Raw genomic sequence first — 20,858 nt, 5'->3', positions numbered from 1 at the left:
GCCTAGTCCTCGTCCTTCGCCGCGCTCTTGCCGAGTTCCGCCTTGAGCGTGAACGAGTTGGTCGAGGCGATGCGCTCCTCGCCCGTCAGGCCGGCTGTCACGGTGACGGCGCCCCCATTGGTGCGACCGAGCGTCACCGGCGTCGCGCGGAACCCGGTCGCGGTGCGGACGAAGACGTGTGGCCGGTCGCCGATCATCTGCACGGCGGCCGAGGGCACGGCGACGCTGCGGTCCCCGCTCGCCGGGAGCAGCACCGATACGCCGACATTCTCGCCGACGCGCCAGACGCCGCTCGCATTGTCGATCGTCGCGATCACGGGGACGAGCCGCGTGGTTTCGTCGAGGATCGGCGAGACGAAGGTGACACGGCCGTCCTGGCGGCGGCCGGCGGACGTGACTTCCACGCGTGCACCCGGCTTCACGCGGCCGGCGTCGGTGGGCACGAGCGACATCGTCACCGACACCTTGGCGAGGTTGGCGACGCGGAAGAGTTCGGCGTCGGTCGCAACCTGTTGTCCGAGCGTGGCCGACCGGGCGATCACCTGGCCGGCGATCGGCGAGCGCACCGCAATGCGGTTGAGCGCACCGCCGCCGCCACCCGTGGCCGACAGCTGCTGCCTCGCGAGTCGGAGCGCGATGTTGGCTTCGGTTGCGGCGGTGCGGGCGGCGACGAGATCCTGCTCGGGTGACACGCGTTCGGCGAACAATCGCTGTTCGCGGCGTAGGTTCGACTGGGCGAGCGCGGACCGCGCACCGGCCGCTTCGACCTCGGCATTGAGCGACGCTGCCTCGCGGCTTTCGATGATCGCCAGCGTCTCGCCGTGGCTGATCGATTGGCCAAGGTTGCGGGTGAGCGAGACCAGCCGGCCGCCGATCGGCGCGGCCACGACCTGCACGCCCTGCGGATCGCCCTCGATCGTCGCGGGCAGTTCGATCGCGCCGGCGACGCCGCCGACGGTCGGGCGCGTGACCTCGATACCGGCATCGGCGATCTGCTGTGTCGACAGGGTCGCGACCGTGGGATCGCCGGAAGCCTTCTCTCGGTCCTCGTTCGCCGTAGCGTTGGCTGCGGGCGTCGGGTCGGGGGAGGGGCCACAGCCTGCGAATGCCAGAGCGGCAGCTGCAGACGCGATTGCGCGCAAGATCGTGCGGTTCATCGGTCGGTGTCCTTGGCAATCGGCGCTTCGGCAGTCAGCCGCTCGAGGCGCGCGCGTGCGTCGTGATAGGCGGCAAGCGCGTCGGTCGCGGCCGTCCGTGTGTCGAGAAGCGTCCGCTCCGCGTCGAGCAGGTCGAGCTGCCCGAACTTGCCTTCGCGGTAGCCGATGCGCGCGATCCGCGCCGCCTCCACGGCGGCTGTGAGCGCTGGCCCGGTCGCGTTGCGCGCAGTTGTCGCGGCGTTCGCGGCCTCAGCCTGCGTGGTGGCGATGTCCTGCTCGGCATCGAGCAAGGCCACGCGACGTAGCGCGTCCAACTGGTCGCGTTGCGCATCGGCGACGGCAACCGCCGATCGACCGCCGTTGAAGACGGTCAGCGGGATCGAGACGCCAAAGACGGCGGCGGAGTCGTTGGTCTGTTCGAGCCGGCGAGCGCTGGCACTGAGCGTCAGGTCCGGCACCCGCTGGCTGCGCGCGAGCCGCACCTGCGCGGTCGCGGTGTCGAGATCGGCGCGTGCTGCCGTGGCGATGAGCGTGTTGGTCGATCCGAGTGGTCGGACCAAGTCGAGCGCGTCCACCCGTTCGAACCACGCCTCGTCGATCGCCTCTACCGGCATGCCAATAAGCCGAGCGAGGTTCGCCGCGGCAACGTCGGCAGACCGTTCTGCCCGCTCCTCGGCGCCCTCGGCAGCGACCCGCGCGACGTCGGCTCGTTGTTCCTCGAGTGGCGACGCGCGACCGGCTTGGACCCGCACTCTGGCGGCGCGGAGGACCTCGGCGGCAATACCGACCTGATCACGCGTGATGGCGGCACGGCGCTGTGCCGCCCCCGCGATGACGTACGACTGCGTGACCCGAAGGCGGAGATCGGCACGTGCGATCTCCGCGGCGATACCTGCGCGCCCGATCTGCGCGTCGGCGAGTGCCATCCGCGCCTGCCGCTTGCCGCCGCGTTCCAGCGGCAACGCCAGCCCTAGCGTCGTCTCGGACGACCGCAGACCTTGATAGATGCCGGACCCGGCGACGTTTTCGGTCTCCGCAATAATCGACGGGTTCGGACGCAGTGCGGCGACCCGACGCTGCGCTTCGGCGGCGCGGATGCCCGCCGAGGCCACGTCCTGGAATGGCGAGGATACGTGTGCGTGAATTAGCGCGTCGGCCAGCGTTAGTACCGGTTCCGCCGACGTGTGCGGAAGGGTCTGGGCCTGCAGCGATGGTGCGCAGACGCCTGCGACCATGATGGCCGCGAAAATGCGATACATGGGAATGCTCCTGACGATGTGGACGCAGGCGCGCATCGCGCACCCGATCGACGTGTCAGGCCTGGGGCGGTCGCAAAGCGGTGTCGGCATTCCGACCGACGAGCGTGGCGCTATCGAAGGCGACGAGCGTGGCGCTGGCGAGATCCGTCATGCCGTCCAGCGCATCGGCGTCCGCCACGCTCATGTGATGCGCATGGCAGCTGCCATGATGATGCGGGTAACCCTTGTCCCCATCGGCCGCGACCTGATCCGCATCGCCATCGAGATGGGCGGCTGCTTCGTATTGGCTGGTCTCGATACACCCGCCGACCTCGGCCGCATGCGCCACCCCGACCCATGTGGTCAGCACGAGCATCAGACAGGCAAGGAAGGGCAGAAGCCTACGCATGACCTAGCGGGTAGCAGATGCGGGCGTTGCTGTAACCGGGTCGACGACCAAGAAAATTGTCGAAAGGTCCAGTGGTCGCACGAGAGTTCGCCGTGGTTACGCGTTGCGGCCCTCGTCACCGTGCGAGCCTTTTGTAACCGAGCCAGACGCCGCTTATCGACGTGACGATACCGACGATCGAGAACACCCAGATCAGCAGATCCCATGCTGGTCTACGCACGGTGAGCGCGTTCAAATCCCATTTATGAAGCAGGCCGAATGCCCATCGATACGCTCGTTGTCTTCGATCGACCGTCAGGAGGATTTCGCCGGTAGCGACATCGATATACATCCAGGTTCGCGTCGGATCGGCAAAGCGCAGCCGCAGTACTGGAAGCTGTGGTAGTGTCCCGACGGCATACCAATACGCATCGGGCGATGTCAGGTGGGTGATCGAGAGCAGCGGCGCGAAGCCTGCCAGGCGGCTGGCGGCGTTCACGATGGCTTGGCTCGCGGGGCGGGACGGCAAGAACGTTGTCGCATCCAACGTCGATCGCCGGCCGTCGGAATAGGACAGCAGGACGAGCGGGGTTCCGGCGTTGTCGATGATCTGCGCCTTGACGGCGCCTTTGCCCACCGCCCGCAGGCGTTCGAGCGACACGGCTGGCATCGGGTCGGACGCCTGATAGATGCGCATCGCCACGTCGTCCGGTTTCGCTCCGTGAAACAGATGGCCAGGATCGACGGATAGCCAGCCGCTGAAAATCCACGTTATCAGGAACGCGCCACCGACCAGTCCTGCGACGTGATGCCACAACATCCAGCCGGTGTAGGGAGACACCCGCCCACCCTTGAAGCGGCGTTTGCCGACACGGGTCCGCAGGATACCGATCCACATACCTGTCACGGCTGCGGCGATGCAGGCTCCGGACACCCACATGACGACCTGACGCCAGGCGACCTGATCCTGTCGCAATACGGTCGGATACAGCCAGTGGGGCACCGATCCGAGCCAGTTCCAGAAACGCTCATGACGCGTCGTTGCCTGAACGACGGCACCCGTACTCGATGACACATAGGCCTCCGTGCCCGGCGCGTCGCCGAGCGAGACTTTCCAGAGTGGTCGGTGCCGATCAAAGCCGCCGCCGACCGTCCACTGGTCGCGCTGGAGCCGCGCGACACGCTCCGCCGGTGCATTGACGAAACGACTGGCGACACGGCCGGCATAGGAAGCGTCGACCGGCCGCAGGACAGCGCCCCGACTGGCTGCGACCGTTGTCTGCGCGTCGTCCCACCCGGTGACACGCCACACGGCTATGCCGTCACGCATTTCGAGCATCAGTTCTCGCGGCAACCGTCCGTTATCGAACCGGGGTGGCACGTTTACCGCTGACCAACCGATCGCCTCGGCCCCCGCCAGCCTTTCAACCGGCGTGAGCGAGGGATAGGGCACGTAGACCATGACCAGTCCGGACAGGAACCACATGGCGAAAAACAGGCAACTGGTGATGCCGATCCACCGATGGATGAGGTAGAGCCAACGCCGGGCAAACTTGCCCAGCGCTGGCCGTGTGGCTGCGTTAGAAGCCGACACGAAGCGCCACGTCTATCGAGCGGGGTCGACCGAGCACCCATTGCTGGGCGTTATAGGTGTTGAGTGCGTAGGTCCTGTCGAACACGTTGTAGGCATGGACGTCGACTGCGAGGCTTTGCGTCACCGCGTACGATATGGTCGCATCCACCGTGGTATAGCTGGGGACGCGGAAGCTGTTGGCATTGTCCGAATAGCGCCGACCGACATAGCGCAGCCCGGCGCGCGCGTTCAGTGCGCGCGTAGCGTTCCAGCGTAGCCAGAGATTGGCGAGCGTCTCGGGTACGTCCGGCGGCGTGTTCCCGTTGAAGCTGGTGCCGCCGGAGATGAAGTCGTCGAACTTCGCGTCGAGGATGCTGCCGTTGGCATCGATCCCGATACCGTAAGGCAGATCGAGTGACACCGCCGCCTCGATCCCCTTGGCCGATCGCTGTCCGACCTGCTCGATCGGGCTCGTCGCGGTCTGCTGCGCCAGGAGGCGCTTCTTGACGATGCGGTAGGCGGCCAGCGTCGCGGTGCCGTGGCCGTCGAGGAACACCGCCTTCGCGCCGACCTCGACTTGGTCGCCGACCGCGTTGCTGAACTGCACCTGCCCGGTCGAATAGGTGGTCAGCGTGCCGAGCGGGTCCACGCCCGTCGCATATTGCGCGTACAGCGAGACGGTCGGGATCGGCTGATACACGCTCCCGACGCGCCAGGTCACGTTGCGCAGCCGCTTGTCGAGCGCGAACGTCTCGGTGCCGACGCCGCCTGGATAGGCGATCGTCCAGCGTCGTATCTTGTCACGCTCGTAGCGTATCCCGCCGACGATCGAGAGGTGCGTACCGAGCTTCAGGCGATCCTCGGCGAAAACCGCATATTCGTCGGTTCGCGTGCGATAGCGCGGCGCGATACCCTGCGTGTCGGCGATCAGGCCGGGATCGAAGTCAAAGGGATCGACCTCGGAGATCTGTGGGTCCGAGCCGAAATTGTGCGAATAGGTCAGCTTGATGAGGTTGATGTCGAAGCCCGCGACGAAATCATTGTCGATGCCGTCCGCGATCGGGGTCTTGAGCGCGAGGCTGGCCTGATCGCCCCATTGCGTCTGGTCGTGGACGATACCCGTCATGTCGGTGCGAAAGATGCGCCCTGGCGTGCCCGCATCGGCGTTATACCCATTGGGACAGAAACCGTCGGCGGCGATCCAGCAATAGCTTTCGAGGTTGAGCCAGGAACGCTTGGACGTCAGGCGATACGCCTGGTTGCTGAGCGTGAGCGTATCGCTGGAAGTCCAGTCGACCTGCACCGTCGAGCGGTTGTCGCGGTAGCGGATGTAGCCGTCGCGCGTGTTGTAGTTGCGTTCCCGGTTGGCGTCGTCGAGCCGGCCGTCGATCAGCGGCGTGCCGAAATAGCGCATCGGCTGCTGGCTGCCGTAGTCGTCACGGGCGGTGACCACGAGCGTGTCGGTCGGCGCCCAGCGTAGCGTGGCGGAGAGCGCATAGCTGCGCGACCGCCCGCGATCGACATAGCCGTCCGATCGGCGATAGCTGCCGTCGACGCGGTAGGCGAGGCGGTCAGTGATCGGGCCCCCAGCGCCGGCCGCGACGTGAAAACTGTCCTGCGAACCATAGCCGATTTCGCCTTCGACCTCGGTGTGCTGCGTATTCGGTTTGCGCATCAGGACATTCACCGCTCCCCCCAGCGCGCCCTGGCCGTACAGCACGGAGGCGGGACCGTTGAGGATGTCGATTCGCTCGACCATCCACGGATCGGTCGGGAAGGTGATCGTGCCCGCCGACGGGAACAACCGCACGCCGTCGATAAGCTGGAGCACCGAACCCTGGCCGCTGAAGCCGCGGGCGGCGAGCGCGGTGCCGCCATTGCCGGGGTTGCCGGCATTGCTGATGCCCGGTGCGCGGCTCTCCGCGTCGATCACGGACATGTCGCCGCGCGCGCGGATCGTATCGCCGTCGATCACCGAGATCGTGGCCGGGGTCTCGAGCGGCGTGAGGCCGAGGCGGCTGCCGGTCGTGTTGAGCGTGGTCAGCGTGTCCTTCGCGTGCTGGCCGACGACCAGTATGTCTTCGGCGTTGGCGATTGTGCTGGCGGGCGGCGCGGATTGTGCGCCGGTCGGTGTCGCAAACGCAGGCGACAGCAAAGCCCCCGCAAGCGCGAGGCGAGAAGTTAGGAACGGCATTACGGTAATTCCCCGGAGCGTCTAGCGAACCCGGCAAGGACCTCCCGCGAACGGCCGGCATCCGCGCCAGCCGGACGCCATCGCGACCGACACGCATGCCCGTGCGGTCCTCACCGCACACGTCGTCGCTCGACGGAGTACCGTGCCGCGGCCACCCCCTGGGCCAGGCAAGAGCGACCAGACGCCGGCAGGTCTCCTGGCTCACGGGTCGTCACACGATGCACGGCCTTCCCAGGCCGTGCGTGACATCACGCTTGGCCCAGTGGCTGCCCCTTTCGTTCGAGAAAGGAGCGATATGCATCGCGCTCGCCGCTTACAGTTGCAGGGACAGCCTCGGCTTCGAACGGCGAACCATCCTCACCGCGTTCCCTTTTAAGTCCCTCTCGGGACACCGACGCGATCATGTCGACCTGCTCCGATGGAGCTGGCCGACGGAGGGTGGTGTATCCCGATCCATGCCTGCGGGCAATCCAGGGGAGCCGTCGCACTGGCCGGGTCCTGAACATCACTGCAATACGGTGAGCGGTGTTTGTTTGGGTGGTGGCCCGCGTCACGACCGTGAGTACCGCCGCAACGATCTCGATGAACGAGACGCAGAGGGGGGTGGCCTAACTGGCTGCTCGACCTAAAGAAGCATCATGACTGGCCTATTCAATCGCCTGGTACCGGCGAAACGCTGGACGCCGTCGCGGTACAGGGCGTTGTTGCGCGCGCGCGGACCGCGATCGACGCAGTTTCGCACACGCGTCGCGATCCTGACGGGTGCGATCCTTGTCGGCATCGTCGCAACGCTGTTCGCGGAGGCGGCAGACTGGGCGGGTGCCGTCTTCAGCCGTTTTGCGACGACATGGCACTGGATACCGCTGATCACGACGCCGCTGACCTTCATGGGGCTGGTCTGGCTGACCCGTCGCTATGCGCCGCTCGCGCGGGGATCGGGCATTCCTCAGGTCATCGCCGCGCAGGCCAATCCGAACGACGCGACCGGGTCACTGATCTCGATTCGGACCGTCGCGGCCAAGGCGGTGCTGACGATCGGCGCGGTACTGGGTGGTGCTTCGGTCGGTCGGGAAGGGCCGACCGTCCAGCTGGCCGCCGCCGTCATGGGATTCACACACCGCCTCGTTCGCGTGCCGTTGCGGGGCGGGGTCGTCATTGCCGGCGGTGCGGCGGGCGTGGCAGCGGCGTTCAACACGCCGCTCGCCGGACTGCTGTTTGCGATTGAGGAACTCGCCTCCGCGTATGAGCAGCGGGTGACGTTGCTCGTCCTTGCCGCGATCGTCATCGCCGGAATGGTCGCCCAGTCGGTGCAAGGCGACTACATCTATTTCGGTGCGATCGGCGCGCATATGCCGCTGCTGTCCGCCCTGATCGTCGCACCGGTCGCCGGCATCGCCGGTGGCATGACCGGCGGGCTCTTCTCGCGGATCCTTTTGGGAATGGCCGTCAGTCGCAATCGACTGACGGGTTGGACCCGCGCGCACCCGGTGGCGTTCGCCGGCATCTGCGGCGCGGTCGTCGCAGTGCTCGGCGTCACGACCGGACTGACATGGGGAACCGGCTACGCATCGGCGCGCGCGATGATCGTCGGCGTCGATGCCCCGCTCTGGTTCGGCCCGGCCAAGATGATTGCCACGGCCGCGACCGCGATCGCCGGCTTGCCGGGCGGGATCTTCGCGCCGTCGCTCGCAGTCGGCGCCGGCGTCGGCAATCTGCTGCGGGAGATATTCCCCGGAGAGCCGGCCAGCGCGATCGTGATCCTCGGCATGGTCGCCTATTTCGCGGGCGTCGTCCGCGCACCGCTCACAGCCGTCATCATCCTGTCGGAGACGACCGCCAGCCGCGGCCTGATGCTGCCGATGTTCGCGACCGCTTTCATCGCCGACGCGGCAAGCCAATGGGTATGCCGCGAGAAGCTGTACCATGGTCTGTCGAAGACCTTCGCCATGACGGAGACGACCCGATCCACCTGACTGCTGCAAAATTCGTGACCCGTCCGCGGGCGTGGCTGGCCAAGGCGACCGAAGGCGTCGACCATGATGGTGTCCTGCGACAGATCGCCGAGGAAGCCGGATGGTCGGGGCGCTACGCTTTCCTGATCGTCATATCGGCCGCGATCTCGCTGCTCGGGCTGCTGATGCCGTCGGTCGCGGTGCTGATCGGTGCCATGCTGCTGTCGCCGCTGATGATGCCGATCATCGGCCTGGGCTTCGGTATCGCCACGTTCGATTTCCATGAGATACGCCGCGCTGCGACCGCGCTGACCCTAGGCGCGGCTATCGCCGTGGCGCTATCCGTCGTGCTGGTCCTGCTGTCGCCGGTCCAGACGATCACGAGCGAAATCGCCGGGCGGACGCAGCCGACGCTGTTCGACTTGCTCGTCGCGCTGCTGTCGGCAATTGCGGGCGGCTATGCCCTGATCCGCGGGCGCGGGGGTACGGTCGTCGGTGTGGCGATCGCGATCGCCTTGATGCCGCCGCTGGTCGTGGTCGGGTTCGGCATCGCGACCTGGAACTGGGTAGTCTTCTCGGGCGCCTTACTGCTGTTCCTGACCAACGCGATCACCATTGCGCTGACCGCCGCGCTCGTCGCGCGCTGTTACGGCTTCGGCAGCCATCTTTCGCCGCATCATACCGGGTGGCAACTCGTGCTGTTCGCGGTCGCGATCGGCGTGCTGTCGATCCCGCTTGGCGCCGGCTTGCGTCGGATCGCCTTCGAGGCCGTCGCACAGCGGCAGGTCCGCGATGCGCTGGGTCAGGATTTCCCACCCGGTGCGCGACTGAGCCAGGTCGAGATCGATCATGGCGCAAACCCGGTCCGCGTTCGCGCGGTGATGCTGACTCCGCGGATCGAACCGGGCGCGGATCGCAAGCTCGCGGCCGATCTTCGCCAACGCCTATCGCGGCCCGTCGACGTCCATGTCGATCAGGTGCGCATCTCACCCGAAACCGGCGCGGTCGAGGCGGCGCAGATCGCGCGGGCGGGCAATGGTGATGCGCTGCGTGCCGCCCGCGAGCGTGATCGCGCGATTGCGGACGTCGCACTGATCGCAGGCGTTCCTGCCGCCTCGGTGCAATCAGACGCCGCCCAGCGGACGATCCGCGCCGTGGCGGCGCCGCTCGCTGGCCTCGGCATCGCCGGCTATCGCGACCTCGAACGTCGTGCGGACGCCGCGGTCGCCGACTGGCACGTCATTCTCGATCCGCCGAACGACGTCGCCTTGCCGGACGTAGCGATCGTATCCGGGGTTATCGACGATCGGGCGCTCGGCGAAGCTGGCTGGGTCTCTGCTCGGCATGCCCGGACGCTCGATGTGCTGGGCGGGACCTTGCGGCAGCGAACGGCGATCGCGCGGGGGATCGTCGAGCGCGGGGGTAGGGCGGAACCGGGTGGCGCGGGCGGTCGCCTGCGCCTGATATGGTCGATCGATACCGAGCAGCCTGCGCCTGGATCAGACGTGCGCCGGCCATAGCTGCGCATAGCGTCGCTCGAACACGGCGAGGTCGTCGGGATCCGCGATCGTTTCGCCCACACGCTTGGCATGACGCGCGGCCCAGCGTTCGATCGGCTTGCTCATCGCTGGCAGGTTCGCCTGCATGGCCGAGAGCGTGCTGGTCAGACGAAGAGATACTTCGACCTCCTTGCCGCCTTCGCGGAGGATCGGTCCGAAGGCGTCGGTCAGCATATCGTCGAGCGAAGGTCGGCCAACATACACCCGGCGACCCCCTTCATCCTCCGGAAGTCCGTCCGTCGGTCGCGATCGGAGGGCCAGAAAGACTCTGAGTAGTGCGTTGAGAACCTCGATCCCGGTACCAGGATCGTTAGTCGCCGGCGCCAGCGCGCGACTGGCGATCTCGGACAGCGCGATCAGGCCCAGACGAGGATCCTGGTCGAAGCTGCGATGCCGTTCGATCGTAAAGGCCTTGATCAGCGGCTCGTGCGTCGCGTCGTCGACATGGCCTTCGACGTGAACCAGATGGCGTGCCGGGTGCACCATCGTCCCTGGCAGGACGTCGACGTGAACGCGCAGTCCTTTCCGTTCGGCGGTCGCCTGGAGTGCAGCAACGTCGATATGGGTGACATACCCGGTTTGCGATCCGGCGATCGCCGCAGCGTCCTGCGGTACGGCGATGGCCGCGCGGCCGCCCAGGTGCGGCGCGGCGACAAAGTCCGCCATTGCCCGGGTCGCGGCCTCCTCGACGCGATCGATGACGTCGGCCATGCGTCCGAACGCGGTGATATGGCCGATCCAGCGCAACAGCGTGCCGACCACCAGCATGATGATGACGACGGTGGCGGCGAACAGGATGATGCGACCGTCATGGCCGTAGGCACTCGTGTTCAGCCCAACGATGCCGACCATCGAGAAGACGAACGCACCGAGGAACGTCGACAGCGCGTTCTGCGAGGTTGGATCGCTGACCATCAACTGCGTCGCGCGTGGCGTGGCGAGTTGCGTCGCCGACGAATAGGCGCTGACCATCGCCGTCAAAGAGAACGTCGTCACCGCGAGCATGCTGGACGCCATGATCTGCAGGATGGTACCGACCGACCGCTGGCCGATATCCACGTCGAATGTGTAGGGCAGATACGGCGTCACGATGCCGGCAAGGATTGCCAGCGCCACGCTGAGCAGGCTGATGATTGCTGCACGAAACCAGATCTGCCGGATGATACGGTGGAGGATCCATGCCCATCGTTTCATGGTCTTTTCTCCCGATTACCGATCACGAACTACGGCACGGTACCGTCGGTCAGCCCAGCCAGCCACCGGTAAAGCCCGCGCGCTGCAGACCGCGGCGGATGTGCGGGTTGCGCCGCATCGTCGTCCACACCAGCCCGGTCCGCCAATTCTCCATCATCACGACGATCGCACCCTGATCGATGCCGAGATAGTCGCCGTCGACCCAGCCCATTTTCGGATCGATGCGGCCATGCTTCAACGGCGCCGACGCCGCGGTCAGCGTCGGGTTGAACGAGTCGAGAAACCCGTATTTGCCGTAGATCTGCGGGCCGTAGCGACCATGCATCGTCTCGATTGCGCGGCGAGCCAGTTCCGGCTCGAACGCGATCGACGCCGCCGCCGCGGTAGGTGCCAAGGTGCCATCGTCGCGGTCGGCCGGACCCCGCGCGGAATAGCTGAAGAACTCGCGCTTACGTCCGCCGAGGTCGATCGTGAAATCGCCCGGACCATCGCATGCGGTCAGCCCCCAGACGTCGGGACCATAGCCGGTCCACCCGCCCGGATTGACGATCGCATAGTTCCGTTGTGCGCGCACCGCCCTGCGGCTGTTCTCGAAATAATCGATGCCCTTCTTCGCCATGTAACGATCGCGGATGCCACGGAAGTCGATCCAGCAATGGCTATATTGATGCACGAACAGCGGCGCGAAATGGACGTGCGGCTCGCCCCATTTGTCGGTCCACTGCGCATCGAAGCGATCGGTCCACGCGTCCCAGGTCTCCGCCGGCAACGCGTGCGTCGGCGACCCCAGCGCCAGAACGTACAGCAGCAACGCCTCGTTATAGATGTTCCAATCATGTGCGATGAACCCACTTTCGGGGTGCCAGCCCATCGACATGAACGGCGTGCGGGGCACGATCCAGTTCCAGTCGATCGCCGCGTAAAGTTGGTCCGCGAGCGTCCGAATTCGGACCTCGCCAGGATGAACCGAATCGAACCAGCTCTGCGCGAACAGCACGCCGCCGATCAACAGCGCGGTGTCGATCGTCGACAGTTCCGCGCGGGCGAACCGGTGGCCCTTGGTGGTGCCGAGGAAGTGGTAGAACAGCCCCTTGTAACCGCTATCGTCGCTCTTGCTGTCGCCCTGCGGTGCCGCGGCAAAGAATTCGAGTGTGGCGAGCGTCCTCGTGCGCGCCTCGTCCCGCGTGATCCATCCGTTGGCGACGCCGATCGGATACGCGGTCAGCGCGAACCCGACTGCGGCGATCGACGCGAACGACGGCGTCGGCCAGCGATCCGGTGCCAGTCCGGTCGCGGGATCCGTAGTCTCCCAGAAGAATCGGAAACTGCGCTGATGCAGATCGCCGAGCAGCGCGGTCGGCATCGCCGTGCCCGTAGCGGTGCCGGTTACGCTGCCTAGCCGGGTAGTGGCGGATGGCATGGCGCAGCCGGCGATAAGTCCTGCCAGGCCCAACGACGTGCGGCCCAGCATCTGCCTGCGATCGATCATGACGTCCTTCGGTTACTGGTAAGCAAGAATAGGGGCGGGACGCAGCAAGACCGCGTCCCGCCGAGATGGTCTAGAACGAGAAGCCCGCCGACAGCTTGATCGTACGCGGCGCGTTGCCGCCCGTGCTGTAGGTCGATCGCTGGCCGTAATTCGGATCGATGGGACTGTTGTTGAAGTCGACGTAATTGCGGTCGTTCATCACGTTCAGGATATCGAGCCGCATGCGAATCTTCGTCTGATCGGTGATGAAGCCGAGCGGCACGTATTTGGTGAACGCGAAGTCGAGCTGTCGGCGACCCCAGAGATCGCCGAGGCTATCCGCCTGCCGCCCGAGCAGTGTTCGCGCGAATGGCTCCGAGCTATCGAGGAAGGCCTTCAGGTAGCTCGGCGATTCGATCTGGAACTTGCTCGAGATCGTCACGCCGATCGGTGTATCGACGCTGCCCGCGATCACGAACCGGTGACGCGGCACCCCCGACGACCGCAGCGTCGGATAATCCGAGATCTGCGCGTAATCGAGCGCATAGGTCTCACCGAACTGCCGGTTCTCGTCCGCCTGCGTGTAGGTGTAGGTCGCGTCGATGCTCCACGGCGACGCCGCAGAATAGGTCTTGGTCAGCTTGAAATAAACCGCGTCGGAATTGGTCTTGAGGCCATTGGTGCCGAGGATGATCGAGCCATAGCCGTTGGGTGAGTAGGTGAATGGGGATTGAGGAACATCCGACACGCTTGCGGGATCGTTCAAGAAGAAGCTCCCATCCGGACGGCGATTGCCGAGCAGGAACGCAAACCCGTCGTTGCTTTCGATATGCGTGAAACCGACTTCGAGTTCGACTGGCGAGAAGCGTCCGCGCAGGCCGAGGCTGAACTGGTCCGCATAGGGCAGCTTCAGGTCGTTGTTCATCATGACGATGGCACGCCCGCCGCCCGCGGCCGAGCTCGTGAGCTGCTGGCGTCCGGCCTCGGTCAGATAGGCGGGGTTCCACGCGATACAGGTCTGGCTCGCCACGCAGGGGTTGAGGGAATCGTTGCCGATGAAGTTGAACGTGCGGACCTGGTACGCGCCCTGGCTGACCTCCTGCTGGAGGAAGTCGAACTGGTTGCGGTCATAGGACCGGCCATAGCCACCGAACATCGAGAAGCGGCCGGCCTCGTCGAAGCGATAGGTGAAGCCGAGCCGCGGCTGCCACGCGCCCTTGAACGCCTTCCGGTTGTTGCCGGTCGAGATATAGTTGTTGATGTCGTAATCGGCGCCGATGAGATTTGTATAATTGGCAGGCGACACCGCCGCTACGATCTCCGGAGCCGTGGCATAGTCCAGATACGCCGGCGTCCGCTCGTAATCCCAGCGCAGGCCGAGATTGAGCGTCAGGTGGCTGGTGACGTCCCAATCATCCTGCGCGTAGAAGCCGATCTGGAAATTGTTCGATCGAACGCTCGCATTGCCAGATGTCCCCGGTGCACCGAACTCGAGTTTATAGGGCAGCGTATCGTTGAAGGCGACGCCGGGGATCGCGTTGACGTCGTAGGTGTATTGCGGGTTGGTCAAATTCTGCTCAAGCGTGTTGAGCTTGACCCGTTTTGCCTTGGCACCGACCTTGATCGTGTGGCCCTGAAGGCCGGTGAAGGTGAAATCGTCCTGGACGGTCCAACCCTTCTGGCCCTTGGTCTGGAAATTGCCGCCGGCGCCTGCACGGAGCAGGTCGGTGCGCTGCGTGCCCGTGCCGATCCGCTGCGTCGCCTGGAAGAATTGCGTGATGCCATCGGTCGACGGCCTCGGCGAGAAGACCACGTCCTCGTACGACACGCGCGCGTCGTTGATCCACTTGTCGCCGGTATGCTGCCAGCGGAGCAGGCCGCGCTTGTCGACGACCTTGTTCAAGGTCGACGTACTCGCAGCATTGATCCCGGTCGCGTTCTGCAGGCCTGACTCGTCGCGATACTTGCCCGACAGCTCGATCAGGTCGTTGTCGGTCGGCACGATATCGATCTTGCCGAAATACAGGTCTTCCTTGAACTGCTGCGCGAAGGTGCCGAAATTACCCTGATACTGCTGCGGGATCGACGACACCGGATAGCCGTTCTCGGGCCGAACGTCGTACGGACTGGATATGCGCTTGCCTTCGTACGTGAAGAAGAAGTGCGCCTTGTCCTTGATGATCGGGCCGCCGAGCGCCGCACCGAACTGCTTGTTGCTGGTGTCGACCTTGGAGATCACGGTCGGGAAGATTTCGCTCGGCCGACGATCGCGCAAATTCTGGTTGGTGAAGTCGTAGAAGCCCTCGCCGTGGAACTGGTTGGTGCCCGACTTCGTGACTGCCGTGATCGCGACCGAGCTGACCTGGTCGAACTCCGCCTTGTAGTTCGACGACAGCACCTGATACTCGCCGATACCGAGCTGCGGAAACGGGTTGCCGGGCGAGGAATCCTGCCCTGTGATGCCGTTCTTGAGGACGTAATCCTTCTGGCTGACGCCATCGATGAAGACGTTGACGGTGCGGCTATCCTGGCCACCGCCCTGGATTCGCGACGCCCCGCTCGCGTCCTCGATGAAGCGCACGCCGGGTGCGAGATCGGCGAAGGCGAGGAAGTTGCGGTTGTTCTGTGGCAGTTGCTCGATCAGGCGCGACGAAATGACGCTGCCGACTTGGCCACCGGCAAGCGAGCGGATGCGATTGCCGGTGACGACGATCTCGTCACCGGTTTCGGCTGTGCCTGAAGCGGGCGTTTCGGCGGTGCCGGCAGGCGCAGCCGGTGCGGTCGGCGCCGACAAATCGAGGTCGAGCCCGGCAACCTGACCGACGCGCAGCGTGAACGCGTCCGAATTGCGCGTGCCGTTGCGCTGCTTGATCTCAAGCCGATAGGTACCTGCGCGCAGCGAGGCGAAGTTGTACGCGCCGCCGGTCTCGGCAGGCACGGTGCGCCGCAGCCCGGTAGCGATCTCGACCGCGGTGACCTCGACGACCGGATTGTCGGCGGGGGCGGTGATCGTGCCGCGGAGCGATGCCTGACCGACCTGTGCCGTTGCCGGCGCCGGCGCGAACAGCAGCCCGCTCGACAATGCGGTCAGCGAGACGAGCGCTGCGCGCAACATCATCGTATTCATGGTAGTTCCCCTGTTCCCGATTGTTCGGGTTTCTCGTTGTAAATGCTGGAAGGATTTTGAACTCGGTGGCCCCGGAGCGCGGGGCCAGTGGACTCGCGCACCATCACGATCGGTACGCGCTGCTCGACGCCGCCGTCGTCATCGCCAGCGATCGCCTTCACCAGCCGCGCGACAGCGCTGGCCCCGAAGCTGGCGATGTCGATACTCGCCGACGTGAGGGACGGCGAGATAAGTCTGGTCAACGGAATGTCGTCGAAGCCACAGATCGCGATCTGGTCGGGCACGACGATACCGGCACGCTTGAGAGTCATCATCGCGCCGATCGCCATCATGTCGTTGGCGGCGAAGATCGCGTCGATATCGGCGCCCTCCTCGATCAGGATCGTGGCGGCGGCGGCACCCGACGGCTCCTTGAAATCACCCGTCAGCACGCGGAGCGACAGCTCGGCGCGTGCGCAGGCGTCCTGCGCGCCGCGGAGACGCTCATCGGCATCGATGTTGCCCGCGGGCCCGGAGATGTGGACCAGCCGCCGCCGACCGGTCGCAATCAGATGCTCGACCAGCGCGGACGCACCCGCAACATTGTCGATGCGCAGTTCGGTGCGACCCGATTGGCCCGGCGCACAGTTCACGAGAACGGCAGGCATGCCGCGCGGCAGGTGCGCGAGCAGTTCGTCCGCCGACACCTGCGGCGCCATCACCACCAGCCCGTCGACGCGGCCGCGCATCGCGTGCAGCGCCGCGACGCCGCGCTGCGCATCGCCGTGCATCACCATCATCATGCAGTACAGGCCGCGCTCGGACGCCTCGCGGTCCATGCCGCGCAACAGTTCGGAGAAGAACTCGCCGTGCAGGTCCGGCACGACGACGCCGATCATCCCCGACTTTGCCGAGCTCAAATGACGCGCCGCCGCGTGCGGCACATAGCCGAGCCGCAAGGCGACAGCCTCGATATGTTCGCGCACTTCGGGGCGCACATTGCTGTGCCCGTTCAGCGCGCGCGACACCGTCGCCACCGACACCGCGGCTTCGCGGGCGATATCACGGACAGTGGCGTGCGGCATGAAGTGTCAGCATCCCCTCTGGCACGATCTGCGACTTGCGATCGGCATCTTGTTCTTGATGTAACCGGTTACATGATCCAGAAGCGGGGATCAAGAACCTTGCGACGATCGTCTTTCCGGTGTGAGCCAAGGCGATCGCTACAGGCACGGACAGGGGTGAGCGGATGACGGCGGCAACGAATTCACGGGCGATTTCTACGGCCATTTCACGGCGCGCGATGATGATGGGCACGGCCGCGGTGACGGCTTGGGCGGCCAGTCCTGCACGCGCGCTGCTCCAGCAGGCGAAGGGTGGTGCAGCGGCGTTGCCCGCATCGGTCGAGGCAATAATCGGCCGGATGACGGTCGTCGAAAAGGCTGGGCAACTGACGCTGATGGCGGCGGCCTGGGCAGGGGGGGCGGCGACCTCGCTCAACCCGGCGGGCGGGTCCGCCAGCTTCGACGGACAGATCGCCGACGTCCGGGCGGGGCGACTCGGCGGCGTGTTCAACGGCAACGGCGCGGTCATGGCACAGCGGATGCAGACCGTTGCCCTGCGCGAGTCGAGGCTCAAGATCCCGCTGCTGTTTGCCGCCGACGTCATCCACGGCCTGCGGACCGTCTTCCCCGTACCGCTCGCCGAAGCCGCGAGTTTCGATCCGGAGCTGGCGCGGCGGACCGCTCGCGCGGCAGGCGCCGAGGCAGCGGCATCCGGCATCGACTGGACGTTCGCGCCGATGGTCGACATCGCCCACGACGCGCGCTGGGGACGCGGGGTCGAGGGTGCCGGCGAGGACGTGCTGCTCGGCCGGATGATGGCGGCTGCGCGCGTCCGCGGGTTCCAGGGCGAGCACGGTCTCGCGGCACCCGATGCGGTCGCGTCGTGCGCCAAGCATTTCGCCGCCTATGGCGCGGCTGAGGCGGGGCTCGACTACAACTCGGTCGACATTTCCGAGCGCACTCTCCGCGAGACGTATTTCCCGCCCTTCCAGTCCGCGTTCGCGGCGGGCTCGCCAACCGTGATGGCGTCGTTCAACGAGATCAACGGCGTCCCCGCGACCGCAAACCGGTGGCTGCTCACCGATGTCCTGCGGCGCGAATGGGGTTTCGGCGGGCTGGTCGTGTCCGATTACACCGGCGACGAGGAACTGATCGCGCACGGCTTCGCGGCCGACGCGCGCGAAGCGACCAAGCTCGCGTTCATGGCCGGCGTCGACATGAGCATGCAAAGCGGGTTCTACCTGAAGCACCTGCCAGATCTGGTCGCGTCGGGCGACGTGCCGATGGCCCGGCTCGACGAAGCCGTCCGTCGCGTCCTCGCGTTGAAGGTGCAGCTCGGCCTCTTCGATGACCCGTTCCGTCGAATCGATCCGCGCCGCGAGAAAACCCGTATCCGCACCCGCGAGAACCTTGCACTCGCCCGCGAGGCCGGCGCGAAGTCGATCGTCATGCTGAAGAACGACGGCAGCCTCCTGCCGTTGCCACGCATCGGGAAACGGATCGCGCTGATCGGTCCGTTCGCGGCCGGACAGCACGACCTGATCGGCCCCTGGAACGTCTACGGCACAGATGCCGAGGCCGTGGATCTCGCGACCGGCGTTCGCGCAACCGTTGCCGATCCGTCGCTCGTCAGCACCGCGCTCGGCTCGGGTATCGACGAACCTCTGGCCGGCGGCATCGCCGCAGCGATCGCCGCAGCGCGCGCGGCCGACGTCGTCGTGCTCGCGATCGGCGAGAGCCAGCGTATGTCGGGCGAGGCACAATCGCGCGTCGACATCGTTATCCCCTCAGCGCAGATGGCGCTGGTCGAAGCGGTCGCCGCAACCGGCAAGCCGCTCGTCGTCCTACTTCGCACCGGCCGTGCATTGGCGCTCAGCGGAGCGGTTCTCGGCGCCCCCGCGATCCTCGTTACGTGGTTCCTAGGGTCGCAGGACGGGCCGGCGATCGCCGACGTACTGTTCGGCAAGATAGGGCCGTCCGCGCGCCTGCCGGTGTCGTTCCCGCATGCGACCGGGCAGGAACCCTATCACTACGATCACAAGAGTACCGGTCGCCCAAACCCGTCGGGTCCATTGACAGAGTACAAAGCGCATTACCGCGAGTTCGCCAACGACGCTCTGTTCCCGTTCGGCCACGGCCTGACCTATGGCGCGATCGGGTATTCGGGCCTCGACCTCGGCACCGGGATCATGGCCCGCGATGGTGGGCTTGTCGTGCGCGCGACGATCGCCAACACCGGCACGCGGGCGGCGGAAGAAACGGTCCAGCTCTACAGCCGCGATCTCGCCGCCAGCATCACCCGGCCGGTGCGCGAACTGAAGGCGTTTCGGAAGATCGCGCTCAAGCCCGGCGAGCGGCAGATCGTGTCGTTCACGCTCCGCCGCAGCGATCTGCTGTTCGTCGGACGCGATCTGAAACCGACCGTCGAGCCAGGCCGGTTCCAGATATGGATCGCCCCCTCGGCACAGGCCGAAGGCGTCTCAGGCGAGTTCACGCTCACCTGAGACGCGACAGCGTATCGCGGCGCAGCGGGATGGCGATCACCGCCGCGACCATCGCCGCGATCAAAACGGCAGGCCCGGCGAGCATAAGCCAACGGATCGCGCGCAAGCTGTCCGCGCCCTGTGCAGCGCCAGCGATGAAGCCGTTCGCCTGATACACTGCGCCGATTGCAAACCCCGCTCCGGCCAGTGCGATCTTCTGCACGAGCGCGAACGTACCGAACGCGAGCGCCTCGACCCGCTCGCCGGTGCGCGCTTCGTCCCAGTCGACCGCGTCGGGCAGCAGCGTCCATGCGGCAAGGGCGAATCCGATAAAGGTCGCCTGCATTGCCAGCAAGAACGCGGTAGTCTCCACACTGCCGGGGGTAGCGATCAGTGCAAATCCGGCGGGCAAAAGCAGCGCCAGCGTGCCTGTGCCGATCCACGCGGTGCGCGCGCCATGACGACGGCCGAGCGCAGTCCAGACCGGCACGGCGACAAGGCTGGCGCACGCCATACCGGCTAGCGATCGCGGTCCGCCGGGGGTGTCCAGCAATACGTAGCGAAAGAAATACAGCACCGATTGCGTGGTCAGTGCAGTCGCCGCGCCGCCCAGTGCCACCGCGAGATTGAGCGCAACGAACGCCCGGTTGCGTGCGAGCGCCGCCAGTTTCGCACGGATGGCGGGTCGACCGGCATTCGGGGCCGGGGGGCTCGGTTCGGGAACGCGCCACGCCATGATTGCGAGCAACGGCACGCCGATGATCGCAAGCATTGTGCTGGCCGCACCGTAGCTCCCGGTCCGTTCCGCCAGCCAGGGCAGGGCAAGTGCCACCAACGCTGCGGCGGCCGAACCGAACGCCATACGCCAGCCCGCCACCAGCGAGCGTTCCCCACTGGTTAGCGCCACGCGTGTCGTCCATGCCGCGTACGGAACGTTTGTGAACGCATACAGCATCCGAAATAGTACCTGCGTAGCCAGCGCCCAGCGTGCCGCACCGGTCGGCACTGAGAACATCGCCGCGAACGCCAACCCGAGCGGCAAGGCGCCCCATCCAACCAGCCGACGATACGAAAGCCGCATCCGCTCCGTGGCCGCCCCCGCGAGGAAATCGGCGGCGCCATCCCAAATCGCCCCGATCATGAAGATCAGCCCGGCGGTGCTAGGCGGCAACGCCAGCACGTCCATGTAGAAAAACAGCAGGTAAAGGCTGATAGTCTGCCAGTAGAGATTGAACGCAAAGTCCCCGGCGCTGAACAGCACCAGCGTACCGACCGGAGTTGCGGTATTTTCAGGCAAGATCGACCCACCACAGTCCAGCGAAGCAGTAGCTGGCGCGTCTGATGCCTCCGTTCGACCGCGTCAATGAATGCCAGTAGCCTATCGGTGGATCGGATGACTGACGCGCCTGTCGGGTATCGTCGGACAGCAAGGCCGAGATTGAACGAGCGGCTCGGGCGGGGCATGAACACTCCCGACTATTC

At 65.9% G+C, this 20,858-nt stretch carries 14 protein-coding genes and 1 riboswitch; of the genes, 3 read left to right on the top strand and 11 right to left on the bottom strand.

Annotation, left to right across the window (positions count from 1 at the left end; translation table 11 throughout):
• Positions 1-2: 2 nt before the first annotated feature.
• The 5 genes from O6X71_RS04570 to O6X71_RS04550 form a co-directional block, all read right to left on the bottom strand.
• Positions 3-1,157 (bottom strand): efflux RND transporter periplasmic adaptor subunit, encoded by a 1,155-nt coding sequence (locus tag O6X71_RS04570; protein ID WP_353464657.1) that lies wholly within the window; start codon positions 1,155-1,157, stop codon positions 3-5.
• On the bottom strand, positions 1,154-2,416 hold the full coding sequence (locus tag O6X71_RS04565; RefSeq protein ID WP_353464656.1) for a TolC family protein: 1,263 nt from the start codon (positions 2,414-2,416) through the stop codon (positions 1,154-1,156). Before O6X71_RS04565 ends, O6X71_RS04570 begins: the two co-directional genes overlap by 4 nt.
• A 55-nt stretch (positions 2,417-2,471) precedes the next feature.
• The gene (locus tag O6X71_RS04560; protein WP_353464655.1) at positions 2,472-2,804 is read right to left on the bottom strand and encodes a hypothetical protein; all 333 of its coding nucleotides are present in this window, start codon (positions 2,802-2,804) and stop codon (positions 2,472-2,474) included.
• 115 nt (positions 2,805-2,919) lie between these two features.
• On the bottom strand, positions 2,920-4,377 hold the full coding sequence (locus O6X71_RS04555; protein ID WP_353464654.1) for a PepSY domain-containing protein: 1,458 nt from the start codon (positions 4,375-4,377) through the stop codon (positions 2,920-2,922).
• Positions 4,364-6,550, bottom strand: a complete 2,187-nt coding sequence (locus O6X71_RS04550; RefSeq protein WP_353464653.1) for a TonB-dependent receptor — start codon at positions 6,548-6,550, stop codon at positions 4,364-4,366. The genes O6X71_RS04555 and O6X71_RS04550 overlap by 14 nt, the downstream gene beginning before the upstream one ends.
• Before the next feature lie 169 nt (positions 6,551-6,719).
• Positions 6,720-6,959, bottom strand: a riboswitch (cobalamin riboswitch).
• A 229-nt stretch (positions 6,960-7,188) separates the two neighbouring features.
• Here O6X71_RS04550 and O6X71_RS04545 point away from each other — a divergent pair.
• A complete protein-coding gene (locus O6X71_RS04545) occupies positions 7,189-8,523 on the top strand; it encodes a chloride channel protein (RefSeq protein ID WP_353464652.1) in 1,335 nt (444 codons plus the stop codon).
• 14 nt (positions 8,524-8,537) lie between these two features.
• Positions 8,538-10,022 carry a DUF389 domain-containing protein gene (locus tag O6X71_RS04540; RefSeq protein WP_353464651.1) on the top strand — a complete coding sequence of 495 codons (1,485 nt, stop codon included), beginning with the start codon at positions 8,538-8,540 and terminating at the stop codon, positions 10,020-10,022.
• On the opposite strand, the gene O6X71_RS04535 is transcribed toward O6X71_RS04540, so the two are convergent.
• The 5 genes from O6X71_RS04535 to O6X71_RS04515 all read right to left on the bottom strand — a co-directional run bounded on the left by O6X71_RS04535 (position 10,002) and on the right by O6X71_RS04515 (position 17,146).
• Entirely contained in the window at positions 10,002-11,255 is a 1,254-nt protein-coding gene (locus O6X71_RS04535; RefSeq protein WP_353464650.1) for a DUF2254 domain-containing protein, read from the bottom strand. The two genes, O6X71_RS04540 and O6X71_RS04535, sit on opposite strands and share 21 nt — an antisense overlap.
• 49 nt (positions 11,256-11,304) lie before the next feature.
• Positions 11,305-12,744 carry a glucoamylase family protein gene (locus tag O6X71_RS04530; RefSeq protein ID WP_353464649.1) on the bottom strand — a complete coding sequence of 480 codons (1,440 nt, stop codon included), beginning with the start codon at positions 12,742-12,744 and terminating at the stop codon, positions 11,305-11,307.
• A 70-nt stretch (positions 12,745-12,814) separates the two neighbouring features.
• Positions 12,815-15,850, bottom strand: a complete 3,036-nt coding sequence (locus tag O6X71_RS04525) for a TonB-dependent receptor (RefSeq protein WP_353464648.1) — start codon at positions 15,848-15,850, stop codon at positions 12,815-12,817.
• Positions 15,847-16,914: a LacI family DNA-binding transcriptional regulator gene (locus O6X71_RS04520; RefSeq protein WP_353464647.1), complete on the bottom strand. Its 1,068-nt coding sequence runs from the start codon at positions 16,912-16,914 to the stop codon at positions 15,847-15,849. Before O6X71_RS04520 ends, O6X71_RS04525 begins: the two co-directional genes overlap by 4 nt.
• On the bottom strand, positions 16,892-17,146 hold the full coding sequence (locus O6X71_RS04515; protein WP_353464646.1) for a hypothetical protein: 255 nt from the start codon (positions 17,144-17,146) through the stop codon (positions 16,892-16,894). Before O6X71_RS04515 ends, O6X71_RS04520 begins: the two co-directional genes overlap by 23 nt.
• On the opposite strand from O6X71_RS04515, the gene O6X71_RS04510 reads away from it, so the two are divergent.
• The gene (locus tag O6X71_RS04510) at positions 17,133-19,397 is read left to right on the top strand and encodes a glycoside hydrolase family 3 N-terminal domain-containing protein (RefSeq protein WP_353464645.1); all 2,265 of its coding nucleotides are present in this window, start codon (positions 17,133-17,135) and stop codon (positions 19,395-19,397) included. The genes O6X71_RS04515 and O6X71_RS04510 overlap by 14 nt on opposite strands.
• On the opposite strand, the gene O6X71_RS04505 is transcribed toward O6X71_RS04510, so the two are convergent.
• Positions 19,390-20,673, bottom strand: coding sequence for an MFS transporter (locus tag O6X71_RS04505; RefSeq protein ID WP_353464644.1), 1,284 nt, complete (start codon positions 20,671-20,673; stop codon positions 19,390-19,392). The genes O6X71_RS04510 and O6X71_RS04505 overlap by 8 nt on opposite strands.
• Positions 20,674-20,858: the final 185 nt, after the last annotated feature.

The sequence above is a fragment of the Sphingomonas faeni genome (genome assembly GCF_040407505.1).
GTDB classification, from domain to species: Bacteria; Pseudomonadota; Alphaproteobacteria; order Sphingomonadales; family Sphingomonadaceae; genus Sphingomonas; species Sphingomonas faeni_E.
This window is presented reverse-complemented; position numbering and strand designations above follow the sequence as displayed.

Coding starts and splice junctions, on each gene's coding strand:
- O6X71_RS04570 (WP_353464657.1), bottom strand. CDS start 1,157: ATGAACCGCACGATCTTGCGCGCAATCGCGTCTGCAGCTGCCGCTCTG.
- O6X71_RS04565 (WP_353464656.1), bottom strand. CDS start 2,416: ATGTATCGCATTTTCGCGGCCATCATGGTCGCAGGCGTCTGCGCACCA.
- O6X71_RS04560 (WP_353464655.1), bottom strand. CDS start 2,804: ATGCGTAGGCTTCTGCCCTTCCTTGCCTGTCTGATGCTCGTGCTGACC.
- O6X71_RS04550 (WP_353464653.1), bottom strand. CDS start 6,550: ATGCCGTTCCTAACTTCTCGCCTCGCGCTTGCGGGGGCTTTGCTGTCG.
- O6X71_RS04545 (WP_353464652.1), top strand. CDS start 7,189: ATGACTGGCCTATTCAATCGCCTGGTACCGGCGAAACGCTGGACGCCG.
- O6X71_RS04535 (WP_353464650.1), bottom strand. CDS start 11,255: ATGAAACGATGGGCATGGATCCTCCACCGTATCATCCGGCAGATCTGG.
- O6X71_RS04530 (WP_353464649.1), bottom strand. CDS start 12,744: ATGATCGATCGCAGGCAGATGCTGGGCCGCACGTCGTTGGGCCTGGCA.
- O6X71_RS04525 (WP_353464648.1), bottom strand. CDS start 15,850: ATGAATACGATGATGTTGCGCGCAGCGCTCGTCTCGCTGACCGCATTG.
- O6X71_RS04520 (WP_353464647.1), bottom strand. CDS start 16,914: ATGCCGCACGCCACTGTCCGTGATATCGCCCGCGAAGCCGCGGTGTCG.
- O6X71_RS04510 (WP_353464645.1), top strand. CDS start 17,133: ATGATGATGGGCACGGCCGCGGTGACGGCTTGGGCGGCCAGTCCTGCA.